Source organism: Arthrobacter sp. UYCu712 (assembly GCF_040547005.1).
Classification (GTDB): domain Bacteria; phylum Actinomycetota; class Actinomycetes; order Actinomycetales; family Micrococcaceae; genus Arthrobacter.
This window is the reverse complement of sequence record NZ_JBEPOZ010000009.1, coordinates 33,842-51,302: the sequence shown is the minus strand read 5'-3', so window position 1 is coordinate 51,302 and position 17,461 is coordinate 33,842. Positions and strand designations below refer to the sequence as shown.

At 68.9% G+C, this 17,461-nt stretch carries 12 protein-coding genes; 9 read left to right on the top strand and 3 right to left on the bottom strand.

Annotated features, from left to right (window positions below; translation table 11 throughout):
* Positions 1-8 precede the first annotated feature (8 nt).
* Positions 9-1,121 (bottom strand): ABC transporter permease, encoded by a 1,113-nt coding sequence (locus ABIB51_RS10930; protein WP_354187962.1) that lies wholly within the window; start codon positions 1,119-1,121, stop codon positions 9-11.
* Positions 1,122-1,306: 185 nt separating this feature from the next.
* Between ABIB51_RS10930 and ABIB51_RS10925 the strand changes: the two genes are divergently transcribed.
* The 3 genes from ABIB51_RS10925 to ABIB51_RS10915 all read left to right on the top strand — a co-directional run bounded on the left by ABIB51_RS10925 (position 1,307) and on the right by ABIB51_RS10915 (position 5,426).
* Complete coding sequence (locus ABIB51_RS10925; protein WP_354188058.1) at positions 1,307-2,671, top strand: sensor histidine kinase; 1,365 nt, start codon at positions 1,307-1,309, stop codon at positions 2,669-2,671.
* A complete protein-coding gene (locus ABIB51_RS10920; RefSeq protein ID WP_354187961.1) occupies positions 2,668-3,324 on the top strand; it encodes a response regulator in 657 nt (218 codons plus the stop codon). Before ABIB51_RS10925 ends, ABIB51_RS10920 begins: the two co-directional genes overlap by 4 nt.
* Before the next feature lie 119 nt (positions 3,325-3,443).
* A complete protein-coding gene (locus ABIB51_RS10915; protein ID WP_354187960.1) occupies positions 3,444-5,426 on the top strand; it encodes a penicillin-binding transpeptidase domain-containing protein in 1,983 nt (660 codons plus the stop codon).
* Between the two features lie 102 nt (positions 5,427-5,528).
* Here the strand turns inward: ABIB51_RS10915 and ABIB51_RS10910 are convergent, their stop codons facing one another.
* Both ABIB51_RS10910 and ABIB51_RS10905 read right to left on the bottom strand, forming a co-directional pair.
* On the bottom strand, positions 5,529-6,905 hold the full coding sequence (locus ABIB51_RS10910) for an aspartate aminotransferase family protein (protein WP_354187959.1): 1,377 nt from the start codon (positions 6,903-6,905) through the stop codon (positions 5,529-5,531).
* A gap of 27 nt (positions 6,906-6,932) precedes the next feature.
* Positions 6,933-8,420, bottom strand: a complete 1,488-nt coding sequence (locus tag ABIB51_RS10905) for a CoA-acylating methylmalonate-semialdehyde dehydrogenase (protein ID WP_354187958.1) — start codon at positions 8,418-8,420, stop codon at positions 6,933-6,935.
* Positions 8,421-8,531: 111 nt separating this feature from the next.
* Here ABIB51_RS10905 and ABIB51_RS10900 point away from each other — a divergent pair, with 111 nt between their 5' ends.
* From ABIB51_RS10900 to ABIB51_RS10875, 6 genes are all read left to right on the top strand, one after another.
* Positions 8,532-10,196 (top strand): PucR family transcriptional regulator, encoded by a 1,665-nt coding sequence (locus ABIB51_RS10900; protein WP_354187957.1) that lies wholly within the window; start codon positions 8,532-8,534, stop codon positions 10,194-10,196.
* A 35-nt stretch (positions 10,197-10,231) separates the two neighbouring features.
* Positions 10,232-11,149, top strand: coding sequence for a LysR family transcriptional regulator (locus ABIB51_RS10895; RefSeq protein WP_354187956.1), 918 nt, complete (start codon positions 10,232-10,234; stop codon positions 11,147-11,149).
* A 379-nt stretch (positions 11,150-11,528) separates the two neighbouring features.
* Positions 11,529-12,899 (top strand): MFS transporter, encoded by a 1,371-nt coding sequence (locus ABIB51_RS10890; RefSeq protein WP_354187955.1) that lies wholly within the window; start codon positions 11,529-11,531, stop codon positions 12,897-12,899.
* Between the two features lie 45 nt (positions 12,900-12,944).
* Positions 12,945-14,210 (top strand): M20 family metallo-hydrolase, encoded by a 1,266-nt coding sequence (locus ABIB51_RS10885; protein ID WP_354187954.1) that lies wholly within the window; start codon positions 12,945-12,947, stop codon positions 14,208-14,210.
* Positions 14,207-15,646 carry an amidase gene (locus ABIB51_RS10880; RefSeq protein WP_354187953.1) on the top strand — a complete coding sequence of 480 codons (1,440 nt, stop codon included), beginning with the start codon at positions 14,207-14,209 and terminating at the stop codon, positions 15,644-15,646. Before ABIB51_RS10885 ends, ABIB51_RS10880 begins: the two co-directional genes overlap by 4 nt.
* A gap of 45 nt (positions 15,647-15,691) precedes the next feature.
* On the top strand, positions 15,692-17,374 hold the full coding sequence (locus ABIB51_RS10875) for an ABC-F family ATP-binding cassette domain-containing protein (RefSeq protein ID WP_354187952.1): 1,683 nt from the start codon (positions 15,692-15,694) through the stop codon (positions 17,372-17,374).
* Positions 17,375-17,461 lie beyond the last annotated feature (87 nt).

Here is a 17,461-nt window from a genome sequence, read left to right as displayed (position 1 = left end):
GCCGGAAGTCAGTTGCCGCCGAGGGCCAGGAGCGGATCGACCCTGGTGATGCTGCGGACAGCCAGCGCGGCCCCGGCCAGCCCGAGCACCACGATTCCCGCAACCGGCAGGAGGGTGGTCTGCGGGGTCAGCAGGAACGGGGCAACCCTGGCCGCGAGGAACCCGCCGGCAATACCGGCCGCACCGCCGGCCGCGGCCCCGGCGAGCAGCACGATGGAGGCCTGCACCATGGCGTCCTTGAGGACGTAGCGGGAGGATCCGCCGAGCGCCTTGAGGACCGCGACGTCCCGGGTGCGCTGGACGGTCCACACCGTCAGGAAGGCCACGATGACCAGGGCAGAGATCCCGTACAGGAAGGCCTGCATGAGCAGCAGGGAGCCGTTCTCGCTTTTGTAGGAGCCTAGGGCCTGGAAGGAACCGTCGCGGCTGGCGCTGACCGTCCCGGCGGCCTGGTTGGCGGCGTCGACGTCGGGCTCCTGTCCGCCGCCGGAGGTCACGGCGATGACAGTCGCGGCGGCCTCGTTGCCGGTGATGTGGGCCAGCTTCCTCCAGTCGGCGAGGGTGGTCCAGACGACGCCGGTATGGGAGTACCACTGGTCCGGAACGACGGCGGACACTGTCAATTCGGTGCCGCCCACGGCGGCGCGGCTTCCCACCTGCAGGTCAAGCTCCTGGGCGAGGCTGGTGCCGATCACGACCGTTCCCTCGGCAGCCGGGGCGGGCGACAGGGCTGTCCCGGCGGAACCCTCGGGGGGCTCCGTCCCGAAGACTGCCACGCTGGCCGTCCCGGAGGCAGTGCCGGAGGGGCCAACCGCCTGGAAACGGCTCTGGCTGATGCCCAGCAGTTCGGCGTGCGCAATGCCGTCCCGGGCGGCCCACTCCGACAATTGTCCGCGGGTGACCTCTGACTCGGTGAACGACGCCTTGGCGTTCTCGCCGGCGGGCGCCCCGAAGACGATCTGGTCCGCGGGCAGGGCGGCGAGGGCCGACGTCGACTGGTTGCCGAGCCCGGCGGTGAGCCCGGAGAGCAGCACCAGCAGCAGGGTGATGAGCGCGACGACTCCGCCCATCAGGGCGAAGCGGCCTTTGGCGAAGCGGAGATCGCGGAGAGCGAGGTACATGGAGTCCCTTTCAACGGGTTGTGGCCTTGATTCAAGCCTCCCGCCGCGGCGCCGAGCCGGCATCGCCTGCGTGGCTGAGCCTGCCGGGCGGCGTGGTTGACCCGGGGGTCAACCAAATGGTTGATAGTGGCGCGGCGGCAGGGATTTCGGCCGGCACCGGCCTGGCCCGGCACTACGCTGAAAGCATGGATGGCAAGGCTCACGGCACACCGGCAGGGACCGCCGCGGCAGGCACAACGGGTGCTGCCGTGATTCTGCGCGTCCTCCGGGTGTGCCTTCACAGCGGATTCGCCGTGCTGCTGCTCGTCGCCGTTGTGCGGCTGCTCGGAGCAGGGCCCGGGTCCGGGGACGTGGACTGGCCGGCCCTGGGCCTGGCGCCGGTTCTCGCCGCCGTCTACGTCCTGGGTACCGTCCTGGAAAAACACCACTCCGCGGATCCGTCCCGGTTCGATCCGCGGCCCTATTCAGCCTGGTGGCTGGGCGCTGTGTGCCTGCTCTGGCTGCTGCTGATCTGGGCCAGCGCCGACTTCGTGTGGCTGGCCTTCCCGCTCTTCTTCCTGCAGCTGCATGTGCTGCCGCTGCGGCTGGCGCTGCCGGCGATCGCCCTGAGCACCCTGCTGGTCATCGTGGCGCTGTGGTTCCACAACGCCGGAGCGGATGGCGGCGCCCTGCAGCTTCCGATGGTGCTGGGGCCGGCCTTCGGGGCCGCCTTTGCCGTGGTCACCGGCCTGGCCTACCGGGCGCTCTATCTAGAGGCCGAAAACCAGCGGCTCGCCGCCGAGGAACTGCGCCGCACCCGCGCCGAACTGGCCCGCAGCCAGCACGACGCCGGCGCGCTGGCCGAGCGGGCACGGCTGGCCCGCGAAATCCACGACACGCTTGCCCAGGGCTTCTCCAGCATCGTGCTGATGGGCCGCTCCGCGGAAAAGGCCCTTGACGACGCGGATACGGCCCGGGCCAGGGACCGGCTCCGGACAGTCCAGGAGACGGCCTCGGCCAACCTGGCCGAGGCCCGGAACTTTGTCCGCGGCCTGCAGCCCCCCGCCCTGGCCGAGAGCTCAGCGGAGAACTCAGCTGAGAACCCTGAGGAGAACCCGCCCGAGGACCCCCTGGTGAACAGCCTGCGCCGACTCTGCGAAAAGACCGAAACCGAGGCAGCCGCCCGCGGCGCCCGCCTCCGCTGCCGCTTCGACCTGGAGGGAGCCCCGGTGGAACTGCCCAACCCCTACCGGACCACCCTGCTGCGGGCGGCACAGGCAAGCCTCGCGAACGTGTGGGTGCACGCCCGGGCGGGCACCGCCGTCGTGACCCTGTCCTTCCTGGGCAGCGAAGTCGCGATGGACATTTACGACGACGGCGCGGGCTTCGAACCCTCGGCGGTCACAGACCCCGCCGGACGCCCCGACGGCTCGGGCTACGGGCTGAAGTCCCTCCAGGAACGGGTGGCCGCGCTGGCCGGCAGCCTCGACATCGAGTCCGCGCCCGGCGAGGGAACGGTGGTGGCCATCCGGCTCCCGCTCGGGGACTCCCCGGCAAGGAATGAACCGTGACCGATGTCCGCGTGCTGCTGGTCGATGACCACCCGGTGGTGCGGGCCGGGCTGAGGGCCATGCTGAGCGAATTTGAGGGCATCACCGTCGTCGCCGAGGCGGCCGACGGCGGCGCGGCCCTGGCCGAGCTGTCCCGGCTCCATACCCTCGGCGAGCCGGTCGACGTCGTGCTCATGGATCTGCAGATGGGCACCGGCATGGACGGTGTCACCGCGACCGGCAGAATCAAGGCCGGCGGGGCCGGAGAGCCCGCCCCGCCGGTGCTCATCCTCACCACCTACGATTCCGATGCCGATATCCTCGCCGCGGTGGAAGCCGGAGCCAGCGGCTACATGCTCAAGGACGCGCCGCCGGAACAGATCCGCCAGGCTGTCTTCTCCGCAGCGGCGGGCCAGACGGCGCTGGCACCCGAGGTGGCCGCCCGGCTGATGGGCCGGATCCGCAATCCCGGACCCGCCCTCTCCGCCCGCGAGATCCAGTTGCTGGAACTGCTCGCCACCGGTCTGGGCAACCGGGCCATCGCCAAGCAGCTGTTCATTTCCGAGGCAACGGTCAAGACCCATCTGGTGCACATCTACGGCAAACTCGGGGTGGACAACCGCACCGCCGCGATTTCCGTGGCCGCGCAGCGCAGGATCATCCGGCGCTTCTGAGCGGCAACCGGGTCATGCGCCGCTGCGCTTCGTCCCGGTGGCCTGGACCGGTGCACATCGTGTCGGCCGCGGGCCCGTGTGACTCGGGCAATGTCGGCGGCTCGGGGCATAATGGCGCGGTGGGGAACTCTTCGAAACTTTCACTTGTCCTTGTTGGTCTAATTCTCGGCGCCGCCCTGGTGGGCTGCGACGACGGCCGCGCCGGCGCGCAGGATGCCGCGAAACAGCTCGCGTCCGCCGTTGCGGCGCTCGACGTCGGCTCGGTCGCCTTCGACGGGAAGGACTCCGGCGCCGCGAACGAGCAGCTCCAGGAGGTGTTCAAGGCACTGGCACCGGACAAGCCTTCGGTGGAGGCGGGCGAGCTGACGCTGGACTCGGGGACGGCCACGGTGCCGCTGAACTACCGCTGGACCGTCGGCCCGGAAGAGTGGAAGTACACCGTGTACGCCCAGTTCAAGAAGTCGGGCGACAAGTGGCTGACCGTCTGGAACCCTGCGATGCTGGTGCCCGAACTGGCCGAAGGGGAAGTGCTCAGCATGGCGGCCGAATCACCGCAGCGCGCTGCCATCCTGGGCGCCGGCGACGTCCCCCTGGTGACTTACCGGCCGGTGGTGAACGTCGGCATCGACAAGCCCCTGCTGGGCACGGGAGACGCAGCGGAGGCGGCCACCAGGATGGCCGAGCTCGTGGGCGTCGACCCGGCCGCCTATGCGCAGCAGGTGGAGGCATCCGGACCCCGAGCGTTCGTTGCCGCCATCACCCTGCGCGCGGACGGCCGCACCATCACCGACGAACAGATTGCCGCGATTCCCGGTGGCCGGGCCGTCGCGGACTCGCTCCCGCTGGCACCCACCCGCACCTTTGCGCGTGCCCTGCTGGGCACGGCGGCCGCTGCCAGCGCGGAGCAGATCGAAAAGTCCGATGGAACGCTGAAACCTGGTGACACCACCGGTACAGGCGGCCTCCAGCAGCAGTACGATGCCCAGTTGCGGGGCACCGATTCGACCGTGATCCGCGCCCAGAAGGCAGGGCTCACCGCCGAAGAACTCAAGGCGGCGTCCCCCGACTCGCGCCGGATCCTGTTCCAGGTCCAGGGGAAACCGGGAACGCCCCTGCAGACCACCCTGGATGTGAACCTCCAACAGCTGGCCGAGGATGTCCTGGCCAAGGTGGGGCCGGCATCGGCGATCGTCGCACTCCGACCGTCCACCGGCGCCGTCCTCGCGGCCGCGTCCGGTCCCGGCAGCAACGGATACGACACGGCCATGCTGGGACAGTACGCCCCTGGCTCGATCTTCAAGATCGTGGACTCGCTGGCCATGATCCGCAACGACATGACCCCGGAATCCATGGTCAATTGCCCCGAGACGCTCACCGTGGACGGCCGGACATTTAAGAACGCCGAAGGCTACCCGGCGTCCTCGCTGGGTTCGGTGAGCCTCCGGGACGCCTTCGCGCACTCCTGCAACACGGCCTTCATCAGCGCCCGGGACGCCGTCAGCCAGGCGCAGCTCGAAAGTGCCGCCACGTCGCTGGGCGTCGCCGTCGAAGCTCCCGCCCTGGGCGCCGCCGCGTTCCTCGGTTCTGTCCCCGGCGAGGCCGCGGGCACCGAACATGCGGCCTCGATGATCGGCCAGGGCAAGGTGCTGTTGTCCCCGCTGTCGGCGGCAGTCATGGCCGGCTCGGTCGCCAAGGGCGCCCCCGTGTCCCCGCAGCTGGTGTTGAACCCGAACGCCGGCGGTGCGGACCCGGCAGCCACGCCGTCGCCGACGGCGGCCGGGACCACACCGACTGTGTCGGCCGAGCCGCCCGCGAAGTCCTCCGGAGCACCGGTCACCGCAGCGGAAGCGGGAGCGCTCGGGAACATGATGCGCGCCGTCGTGACCTCAGGCCATGCCGGCTTCCTCGCCGCGGTGCCCGGCGCCCCGGTCGGCGCCAAGACCGGTACCGCCGAATTCGGCAAGGACGACCCGCCCAAGACCCATGCATGGATCGTGGCGGTGCACGGCGACCTCGCCGTTGCCGTGTTCGTCGAGGACGGCGGGCTCGGCGCCACCACCTCCGGTCCGCTGCTGAAGGAGTTCCTCACCGCCGCGGGCTGACGCTCCTGCCGCAGGCTGATGACGGCGGTTCCCGAGACAAAAGGACGCTCCCTCTCACCAGAGAGGGAGCGTCCGTCTATTTCGTGGGACGGGCGGGCCTGCTCAGGCCGCGAATCCGTCGGCGATGGTGAGTACTTCGTCCAGGATGCCGAGCCCGGCCCGGGCATCTTCCACGCTGGTGTTGCAGGGCGGGACCACATGGATGCGGTTGAAGTTGGCGAAGGGCAGGAGGCCGCGCGACTTGCAGGCTGCCACCAGCTGGTTCATCTCCGGACTGGAGCTGCCATAGGGAGCCAGGGGTTCGCGCGTTGCGCGGTCCTTGACCAGCTCGATGGCCCAGAACACGCCCGTGCCGCGCACTTCACCGACCGAGACGTGGTTTTCGGCGAAGCCGGCGAGGGCCGGACCGATCACGTCCGCGCCGAGGAACGCCGCGTGTTCCACGATCTTCTCGTCCGCCATGGCGTTGATCGTGGCAACGGCTGCCGCGGTCGCGAGCGGGTGGCCGGAGTAGGTCAGTCCGCCCGGGTAGACCCGCTGTCCGAATGTTGCCGCGATCTCGGGGCTGATGGCCACGCCCCCGAGCGGGACGTATCCGGAGTTCACGCCCTTGGCGAAGGTCAGCAGGTCCGGGACGACGTCGAAGTGCTCGACGGCGAACCACTTGCCGGTCCTGCCGAAGCCGGCCATCACCTCGTCGGCGATGAGGACGATGCCGTGCCGCGTGCATAGTTCCCGCACGCCCTGCAGATACCCCGGCGGCGGCATGTAGATGCCGGCGGTCCCGGGAATGGATTCCAGGATCAGTGCCGCAATGGTGGACGGGCCCTCGAAGCTGACCATCTGCTCCAGGTGCTCGAGCGCCCGCTGGCTTTCCTCTTCCTGCGTCGTGGAGTGGAAAGCCGTGCGGTACAGGTACGGCGGGAAAAAGTGGACCGTGCCGCTGCTGCCGTTGTCGCTGGCCCAGCGGCGCGGGTCGCCCGTGAGGTTGACGGCGAGCTGCGTCCCGCCATGGTACGAGCGGTAGGCCGAGAGGACCTTGTGCCGGCCGGTGTGCAGCCGCGCCATCCGGACGGCGTGCTCATTGGCGTCGGCGCCCCCGTTGGTGAAGAAAATCTTGTCCAGTTCGCCGGGCGTCCGTTCGGCAATCAGGCGCGCTGCCTCCGAGCGGGCGTCGTTGACGTAGCTCGGCGCGATGGTGCACAGCTTGGTGGCCTGGGCCGCGATTGCGGAGACGACGGCGGGGTGCTGGTGGCCGATGTTGGTGTTGACCAGCTGGGACGAGAAGTCCAGATACTTGTTCCCCTCACCGTCCCAGACGTGCGATCCGGCGGCCGCGGTGATCACCATGGGGTCCAGGAGGTCCTGGGCGGACCAGGAGTGGAAGACGTGCTTTCGGTCCAGTTCGTAGGCGCGCCGGGCGCCGTCGGCGGCCTCCTGCCGCTGCGGGAGGGTTTCGTTTTCAAGGGTCGAGGTCATGTCAGCTTCCTTTCGGATCCGGGGGGCTCAGGCGTTCTGCGGGAAGCCGAGGTTGATGCCGCCGTGGCTGGGGTCCAGCCAGCGGGAGGTGACCGCCTTGCCGCGGGTGAAGAAGCCGACTCCCTCGGTGCCGTGGGCGTGGGTGTCCCCGAACAGTGAGTTCTTCCAGCCGCCGAAGGAGTAGTAGGCCATGGGGACCGGGACGGGGACGTTGATGCCCACCATGCCCACCTCCACTTCGTTCTCGAAGCGCCGCGCCGCGCCGCCGTCGTTGGTGAAGATGGCGGTGCCGTTCCCGTACGGGTTGTCGTTGATCAGCTTGAGCGCCTCGTCGTAGCTGTCCACGCGGAGCACGGACAGGACCGGGCCGAAGATCTCATCCTGATAAATGGACATGTCCGGTGTCACCTTGTCGAACAGCGTGGGTCCGACGAAGAAGCCGTCACCTTCCGCGTCGGCCGCGATCCCTCGCCCGTCCACCACCAGGGTGGCACCGGCAGCCTCGCCGGCGTCGATGTAGCCGGCAACCTTGTCCCGGTGCTGGGCCGTCACCAGCGGGCCCATGTCGCAGCCGCGCAGCCCGTCGCCGGTGCGCAGGGAAGCCGCGCGCCGGGCGATCTTGTCCACCAGTTCATCAGCGATCTCGCCCACCGCGAGCAGGGCCGAGATGGCCATGCAGCGTTCGCCCGCCGACCCGAATCCGGCATTGATGGCGGCGTCGGCGGCGAGGTCAAGGTCGGCGTCGGGCAGCACGATCATGTGGTTCTTGGCTCCGCCAAGGGCCTGGACGCGTTTCCCGTTGGCCGTCGCGGTCTGATAGACGTACTTGGCGATCGGGGTGGAGCCGACGAAGGAGACAGCCTTGATGTCGGGGTGCGTGAGCAGGGCGTCGACGGCCACCTTGTCGCCGTGCAGGACGTTGAAGACGCCGTCCGGCAGGCCGGCTTCCTTCCAGAGCTCGGCCATCCAGTTCACCGCCGTGGGGTCCTTTTCGCTGGGCTTGATGACGACGGTGTTGCCGGCGGCGATGGCGAGCGGGAAGAACCACATCGGTACCATGGCCGGGAAGTTGAACGGGCTGATGACTGCGACCGGGCCCAGGGCCTGGCGGATGGAGTGGACGTCCACGTTGGTGGACGCGTTCTCGGTGTAGCTGCCCTTGAGCAGATGGGGGATGCCGCAGGCGAACTCGACAACTTCCTGGCCCCGGCTGACCTCGCCGAGGGCATCGTCCAGGACTTTTCCGTGCTCGGAGGTGATGATGGCGGCGAGTTCGCCCTTGCGGGAGTTGAGCAGTTCACGGAAGGCGAAGAGGATCTGGGTGCGGCGGGCAATCGAGGTGTCCCGCCAGGCGGGGAACGCGGCCTTGGCGGCGGCAATGGCGGTGTGGCTTTCGTCCTGGCTCGCCAGCGAAACCTGGCCGGTGACCTTGCCCGTGGCCGGATTGGTCACCGCGGCCGTGCGCGGGCCGGCCGGGACGTAGCTGCCGTCGATCCAATGCTCGATGATGTTCAAGGTTTCTCCTCATGCGGTCTTCGGGGGCGTTGAGTCCAGTGTCCCTGCCGGGAGACGGCACCATAAGTGCCGGTGTGTAAGGATAATTGCCCATTGGTTTACACTGTGTAAATGTTGCCCACCGTCGGCTCGATCCTTGACCTTCCCGTCCTCCGCGTGGCCGGTCCGGTCCTGCTCGGCGGCGCCGGGGCCCTCGAGAACCCCGTGCGTTGGGTCCACGTGAGCGAACTGCTCGACATTTCCGGGCTGCTGTCGGGCGGGGAGCTGGTGCTGACCACCGGACTGGAGCTGGAAAAGGAACCCGGGCTGACGGCGTCGTTCATCAGGTCCCTGGAGGAGGCGTCAGCGTCCGGCCTGATTGTTGAACTCATCGGCGACAGGAAGCGCAGTATGGATGCGCTCCGCGCGGCCGCGCCGGCCACGGGCATGCCCGTGATCGTGGTGCAACGCCGGGTGCGGTTCGTGCAGGTCACCGAAATTGTGCACCGGATCATCGTCGCCGAACAGCTGGAGCGGGTGGAACGCGCCCGCGACGTCCACGAGGCCTTCACGGTGCTGAGCCTGGAAAGCGCAGGGACCGGGCAGGTGGTGGAGCAGGCAGCCGCAATGATCGGAGCCCCGGTGGTCCTGGAGGATCTCTCGCACCTCGTCCTCGCGTACTCGGCCCGGCAGCTCCGGACCACCGACCTGCTGGAGGACTGGGAACGGCGGTCGCGGACCACGCCGGCGCCGCCCGGGACGGGCCGCACCGGGCCCGAGGCCTGGCTGCAGACGCCCGTCGGCGTGCGCGGGAACGTCTGGGGGCGGCTGGTGGTGCCGGTCCCCCTCGACGACGACGACGGTGCGGCCATGGTGCTGGAACGCGCGGCCCAGACCCTGGCGATCAACCGGCTCGCCGAACGGGACCGGCGGGAGCTGAGCCACCAGGCGCAGGCGGGGCTCCTCAACGCCCTGCGCCAGCCGCGCGGGCTGGGCGAGGACGAGGCGCAGGCCCGCGCCGCCGCGCTGGGACTCAGGCGGTCGCCGTACTACCTGCCGATTGTGTTCCGAAGCGGCGGAGCAGCACATGTTCACTCGACAGGGGCAATGGAAGCCGGCACCGATCCGCTGGCCGGGCAACAGGAGGAACGTGCACTGCTGGAACAGCTCGCCCGGGCCCTCAAAGCCGCCTCAGGCAGTGCTTTGACCGCTAGCATCCGGTCCGGATCGGTCGGCATGATCCTGGCCGTTCCCGCGAAGCAACTGGAGGATCCGACCCTCCAGCGTCTCGCCGATGCCCTCGCGGGCGCAGACATGCCGCCCGGCGGAGGCTTGCCCGGCCCGGCGAAGGCGTCATGGAGCATCGGGGTGGGGCACCTGAGGGCTTCCTTGCTCGAAGCGGCCGCGGGCATTGACGAAGCCTCCCACGTCGCCGAAACCGCGGCGACGCTGCGGGGTGACCGGAAGCCGTTCTACCGGGCGACCGACGTCCGGCTTCGCGGCCTGCTGGCCCTGCTCCGCAAGGATCCGCGGGTGCAGCAGTTCGCGGAGTCGGAACTGGAGGGTGTCCTGCAGAACGACGCCCGGGACGGCGGCGGGCACCTGGAGCTGCTGGGCCAGTACCTCGAGTCCGGCGGCAACAAAGCGGCCCTGGCCCGCACCGGCTACCTCAGCCGCCCGACGCTGTACGCGCGGCTGGCCCGCCTTGAAGAGCTCCTCGGGGTGGACCTAGACGACGCGGAATCCCGGACGTCGCTGCACGTGGCCCTGCTCCTGCACCGGCTCCGGGGACTGTGACCGCGCGGATCCGCGCAGAAAGCGAGCATTGACGAATGGCGAAGCCCTTTACCTTGACCCAGCTGCGGTATTTCGCGGTGGTGGCCGAGCTCGAAAACATGACCGCGGCAGCCGAACGGCTGCTCGTGACGCAGTCCACGCTGTCCACCGCCATGGCCCAGCTCGAAGCAAGTCTGTCGACCCAGCTGTTCGTCCGGCTCAGGACCCGCGGCCTGCGGCTGACGCCGTCCGGCCGGCAGCTGGCCCAGGACATCAAGGTGTTGCTGGAGCATGCGGATTCGCTGTACGAGTCCGCCCGGGGGCTTGCGACAAGCCTGGTCGGCGAGCTCAAGGTGGGCGTTTTTTCGCCCCTGGCGCCCTTCCGGCTTCCCGCCATCCTGCAGACCTTCGAAGTCCAGCATCCGGGCGTTGAGGTCTCCTTCCTGGAGGCCGATCTGGCGAGCCTGCAGACCGCCCTCCTCGAGGGGCAGTGCGATGTCGCGCTGATGTACGGCCTGGGCCTGGGCCGGGGCTTCACGCACACGGTGCTCGAGCGCGTGCCCCCGCATGTGCTGGTCCATGCCGGACACCCTGCGGCGTCCCGGCCTGAGCGGAGCATCGCGCTGAAGGATCTCGACGGCGAACCCGCGGTGGTGCTGGATCTGCCGCACAGCCGGGACTACTACGAGCAGCTGTACGCGATCGCCGGGGTGGTTCCCAACGTCCGGCACCGCTTTGCCGGGTACGAGACGGTGCGCTCGTTTGTGGCGAAGGGGCACGGCTACGCCATGCTGAACCAGCGGCTCCACAGCGACCTGACGTATTCCGGCGGCCGGGTGGTGGCCCTGACCCTGACGGATGACTTCCCGCCGATCGAGGTGATGCTGGTCCGTCCCGAGGGGGTGCAGCCCACCCGCCGGGCACTCGCCTTCGAGGAAACCTGCATCCGTCTCTACGGTGCCGCCCGGCAATAACTGCGCGGATTCCCCTGACCCATCGCTGGCTGTGAGCCCGCAAAACCGGAGTAGTTGGCATTGGCAAAATCAATCACCTCGGCCAAAACAATCAATTGGACAGATGTGAACCGGATCACACACAGTTGGTGCAGTGCGGTGGTGCCGACGGGAGTCCAACGGCAAGTCCCGCGCAATGACGGCCCCCGGCCGAGTCCCGAAGCGCGACAACCATGTTGATCAAAGGAGATTCAATGGTTCCGATTCACGCCCCATGTGTCCGACGTATGTCCGGACCGTGGCTTGCCGGCAACACGGCGGCAACATCAGCAGAATTCATTTCCCGGGCCCGTAACACGGCAGGGAATTTCGGAAACACGGCGCCTCTAGCGTGGCTGTCATGACGATCAACGACATCAAGGACCAGCCGGTGTCCGCTTCCCAGCCCACACCGTCCGCCCCGGCACTGGACAAGGATGCTTCGCGGTCCGGGCCCCTAGGCATCACCAAGATGCAGAAGCGGGTCCTCTTAGGCGGCAGCATCGGGCAGTTCATCGAATTCTACGATTTCACCCTCTACGGCCTCACCGCCGTCATCTTCTCCCAGCTGTTCTTCCCCGGCAGCAACCCGGTTACGGCCATGCTCGCCACTTTCGCCACCTTCGGCGTCGCCTTCGTGGTCCGTCCCGTCGGCGGGTTGTTCTTCGGCGCGCTCGGTGACCGGATCGGCCGCCGCCGGGTCCTGACCATCACGCTCGTCGCCATCGGCGGGGCAACCGCCCTGATGGGGCTGCTGCCGACCTACGGCCAGATCGGCGCCTGGGCACCCGTGTTGCTGGTCCTCTGCCGGCTGATCCAGGGCTTCTCCGCCGGCGGCGAATCCGTGGGAGCGCCGTCGTTCGTCTTCGAGCATGCCCCGGTCAGCCGCCGCGGGTTCTGGCTCAACATCACCATCGCCGCCACCGCGCTGCCCTCCGTCGTCGCCGGTTCGATGATCCTCATCCTTAGCCAGTCCATGCCCAACGAGGCCTTCATGGCGTGGGGCTGGCGCCTGCCGTTCCTGCTGGCCCTGCCGCTCGCCCTGTTCGGCGTCTGGATCCGCAGCCGGACGGTGGAAAGCGATGCGTTCAACGAGGCCAAGGCCGCCCGGACCAAGGAATTCAGCCCGGTCCGCGAGGCCTTCCGCGAAAACCGGCTCCGGATGGTCCAGGTCATCTTCGTTATGGGCCTCACCGCAATGGGCTTCTACTTCCTCTCGGCCTACTTCGTCTCCTATGTCCAGACCACGGGCCGCCTGAGCCGCGAGCAGTCCCTCCTCGTCAACGCCGCCGCCCTCGCGCTCTACGCCGTCCTGCTTCCTATCGGTGGCCGGCTGGGCGACCGCTTCGGCCGCAAACCAATGCTCATTGCCGGTTCGGCCGCGCTGGCCCTGCTTTCAGTGCCGAGCTTCATGCTGGTGACCAGCGGAAGCCTCCCCCTCGCGCTCCTGGGCCAGTCCCTCTTCGTGGTGGCGCTCTGCATATACGGCGGAGGCTGCTACACCTTCTTCGTTGAAATCTTCACTACCCGCACCCGTTTCACGTCGGCGGCCATCAGCTACAACGGCGCCTACGCGCTCTTCGGCGGCACCGCACCGTTCATCGGGACCGCCCTCGTCGGCGGCACCGGGGTACCCCACGCGCCGGGCTTCTACATGGCCGCGGCAGCCGCCGTCGTGCTCCTCCTGGTGCTGTTCACCAAGGTTCCCGAGACCCGCGGCCGCATGGGCTGAGCCCGCCGCCCCACCCTCTCCACCGCGACATATAAAGGATTTCCCATGACCTCAGCAGCTTTCCTCGAAGACTTCCACCACGTGGCCACCATCGGTGCCACCCCCGACAACGGCGTGGACCGCCAGGCGGCGACCCCGGAGGACGCGCAGACACGCCACTGGTTTGCCGGGTGGGTGCGCGACGCCGGCTGGGAACTCCGGGTGGACGGGATCGGCAACATGTTCGGGCTGCTGGAGTGGACGCCGGGGGCGCCTTACGTGCTGGTCGGATCCCACCTGGACAGCCAGCCGCTCGGCGGCCGGTTCGACGGCGCGTACGGTGTGGTCGCCGCCCTCCACGCGGCCCGGCGGCTGGACGCCGAGGTTGCCGCGGGCGGGGCCGCGCCGCGGTTCAACCTGGCGGTGGTGAATTGGTTCAACGAGGAGGGCGGCCGGTTCGCCCCGAGCATCATGGGAAGTTCGGTGTTTGCCGGACTCCTGCAGCGCGAACAAATGCTGGATGTGGCGGACCTGCAAGGCATCACGGTCCGTGAAGCGCTGGGAGGCATCGGGTACCTCGGCACGTCCGAGGGGCCCGAGGCCGCCGGCTACGCCGAGATCCACATCGAGCAGGGCCGGATCCTGGAACGCGAGGGCATCTCCATCGGCCTGGTGGACAGCAGCTGGTACACCCAGAAACTGGACATCGAAGTAATCGGCGAACAGTCGCATACCGGAGCGACGGCCATGGCCGACCGGCACGACGCCCTGGTGGCAGCCGCCAAGATCATCCTGATGGTGCACGACGTCACGGCGGAATTCGCCGAGGAAGCCCTCGTCTCATCGGTCGGGCAGCTGACCCTCGAACCGAACTCGCCCATCGTGGTGGCCCGAAGGGTCCACCTCGTCGCCGACCTCCGCTCCGGCGATCCGGACATCGTCAAGGCTGCCCGCACCAAACTCATTGAAGACATTGACGTGCTGGCGCGCGAACACGACATCAAAGTCAATGTGAACGACTTCGACATCCGGCCGATCCGCCGCTTCCCCGAAGGCGGACTTGAACTCGCCGACAAGGTGGCCGCAGACCTGGGCCTTTCCGCCCGGCGGATCCAGACCATGGCCGGCCACGATTCCGTCGCCATGAACACGGTGGCGCCCTCTGTCATGCTCTTCATCCCCAGCGTGGACGGCGTCTCGCACTGCGAACGCGAATTCAGCACCGACGAGGACATGGTTGCCGGCGTGGACATGCTCACCGGTGTGGCCCGGGAGCTGGTTGCCGGCGCCCTGGAAGAAGCCTCATCCCGGCCGGCAGCGGCCCTGGCATGACCGGGCTGCACTACCTCGACGCCGGCACGGCGCTGCGGCTCTTCCGCTCCCGGGAGCTCTCGCCCGTGGAGCTCATGGAAGCGGTGATTACCCGGACCGAGGCCGTCAACGGCGGGATCAACGCCCTGACGGAAACCCTGTTCGACGAGGCGCTGCCGGCGGCACGGCAGGCCGCTGCCAGGTATGCGCGGGGCAGGGACCTCACGCCCCTGCTGGGGCTGCCGGTGGCCGCCAAGGAAAAGCACGGACTCAGGGGACGCACCCTTTCGCAGGGGCTCGTGGCCCGCAAAGCGGAGCTCGCGACGGCGGACCACCCAGTCGTCGACCGGATCCGGCGTGCCGGCGGCATCATCCATGCCCGCACCACCACGCCCGAATACAGCTGTGCCACCGTCACGCACAGTCCCCTGTGGGGCGTCACCCGCAATCCCTGGAACCGGCAGTATTCCCCGGGCGGCTCCTCCGGCGGTTCCGGGGCGGCGCTGGCCGCCGGTCTGGCGCCGCTCGCCACCGCGTCCGACATTGCCGGTTCAACCCGCCTGCCGGCGTCGTTCACCGGGACAGTCGGCTACAAGGCACCGTACGGGAGGATTCCCGGCCTGGCCCCGCTCTCCGCGGACCACTACCGCGGTGACGGCCCGATGGCGCGGACGGTGGCGGACGCGGCCCTGCTGGCGAACGTCATGGCCGGCCGTCATCCGGGCGACCACACGTCCCTCGCCGGGAGTCCGGCATTGGCCTGCCCGCCGGGTGCCGATGCCGCCGCGGCAGTGGCGGGCATGCGCATCGCGCTGTGCATCCGGCTGGGGAACTATCCCGTCGCCGCCGACATCGAGGCCAATACGCGGGCCGTGGCAGCGGCCCTGCGCGACGCCGGTGCCGTGGTGGACGAGATCGAGCTGCCCTGGACCAAGGAGGACATCAGCCGGACCATGTTCACGCATTTCGGCTACCTGCTGGGTCCGGCCATGGAGGACGAGACCGCAGGGTCTCCGGAGCTGCTGGCCCCCTACACGCGGCGGTTCATGGCGGACGCGCGGAAAGCCGCAGCCGAAAACCGGTTCTTCGACGGGATCCGGGCCGAAACCCGCATCCAGGCCGAGCTTGCCGCGGCGATGTCCGGTTTCGACGCCCTGCTCTGCCCGGCCTCGGCCGTGGCCGCACTGGACGCGGACGGCATGTACCTGGACGGCATCGACGCCGGCGGGGTGCGGCTCGGGCACTACTGGCAGGGGCACATGACGGCGCCCTTCAACATCAACAACCGCTGCCCCGTCCTCGCCGTGCCGAGCGGCATGGCCGACTGCGGCATACCCACCGGCGTGCAGATCGTGGGCCATCCGTTCGATGACGCCACAGTCTTCACCGTGGGCGCCGCCGTGGAGGCGGTGCGGCCCTGGGCAGGGCGCCGTCCGGACCTCCTGGTGAACAGCTAGGCGCCAGCCCCGGGCGGCCCGTCCGTCCGTGGGAAGATTGACTGCGTGGCTCATATTGACGTTTCCAACATCGATTACTTCCTCTCCGACGGCACCCAGCTGCTCAACGGGGTGACGTTCAAGGTCCCGGACGGCAGCAAGACGGCGCTGATCGGGCCCAACGGAACCGGGAAAACGACGTTGTTCCGGATCATCTCCGGCGACCTCGTCCCGGACGAAGGCGTGATCGGACGCTCCGGAAACATGGGCATCATGCGCCAGTTTGTCGGCCAGGTCCGGGACGACTCCACCGTCCGCGACCTGCTGGTCTCCGCCGCGCCGCCCGCTTTGGCCGCGGCCGCCCGCACCGTGGATGAGGCCGAGCTGGCCATGGTGGAGCACGACGACGAGCCCACCCAGATGGCCTATGCCCAGGCGATCGTGGACTGGGGAGACGCCGGCGGCTACGACGTCGAGACTGTCTGGGACGAGGTCTGCATGGCCGCGCTGGGACTCCCGTTCGACCGCGCGCAGCACCGTCCGGCGTCGAGCCTCTCCGGCGGCGAGCAGAAGCGGCTGGTGCTCGAGGCACTCTTCGCCGGCCCGGACCAGCTGCTGCTCCTCGACGAGCCGGACAACTACCTCGACGTCCCGGGCAAACGCTGGCTGGAGGCCAAGCTCAACGAGTCGAAAAAGACCGTGTTCTTCATCAGCCACGACCGCGAGCTGCTCAACAACGCCGCCGGCCGCATCGTCACGCTCGAGCCCGGCATCAACGGCGCCGGCGCCTGGATCCACGGCGGCGGCTTCGGCTCCTACGTGGACGCCCGGGCCGACCGGAACGCCCGCTTCGAGGAGCTGCGCAAACGCTGGGACGAGGAGCACGTAAAACTCAAGGAACTCGTCAACATGTACAAGAACAAGGCCGCGTTCCGGTCCGACATGGCCAACCGCTACCACGCGGCGCAGACCCGGCTGGCGAAGTTCCTCGAGGCCGGTCCACCCGAGGCCCTGCCGATCGAGCAGAACGTGCAGATGCGGCTCAAGGGCGGCCGGACCGCCAAGCGGGCCATTGTGGCCGAGAAGCTGGAACTGACCGGGCTCATGAAACCGTTCTCCACTGAGGTGTGGTTCGGCGACCGCGTGGGCGTGCTCGGCTCCAACGGCTCCGGCAAGAGCCACTTCCTGCGCCTGCTCGCCACCGGCGGCACCGACCCGGAACGCGAGCACCTGCCGGTGTCCGACGTCGAGATCGCCGAAGTCCCGCACGACGGCACCGTGAAACTGGGCGCCCGGATCCGGCCCGGCTTCTTCGCGCAGACCCACGTCCGGCCCGACCTGCTGGGCAAGACCCTGCTGGAAATCCTGCACCGCGGCGACGAACACCGCTCCGGGATGGGCCGCGAAGCCGCCGCCGGGGCGCTGGACGGCTACGGCCTGGCCCCGCAGTCGGAGCAGAAGTACGAATCCCTCTCCGGCGGCCAGCAGGCGCGGTTCCAGATCCTGCTGCTGCAGCTCTCGGGCGCCACCCTGCTGCTGCTCGATGAGCCTACGGACAACCTGGACCTGCACTCCGCCGAGGCCCTGGAACGGGCGATTGACCACTTCGAGGGCACCGTCCTCGCAGTCACCCACGACCGCTGGTTCGCCCGGACCTTCGACCGCTTCCTCGTCTTCGGCTCCGACGGCAAGGTCTACGAGTCCGCCGAACCCGTCTGGGACGAAAAGCGCGTCGTGCGCGCCCGCTAGGTCTTTGAAGGCCTTCCGCTTCGCCTCCGTGCCGTCCGGGGCGTAGCTGGTCCCAGCCGCCGTCGGGCCGGCCGCAGACCGCAACCG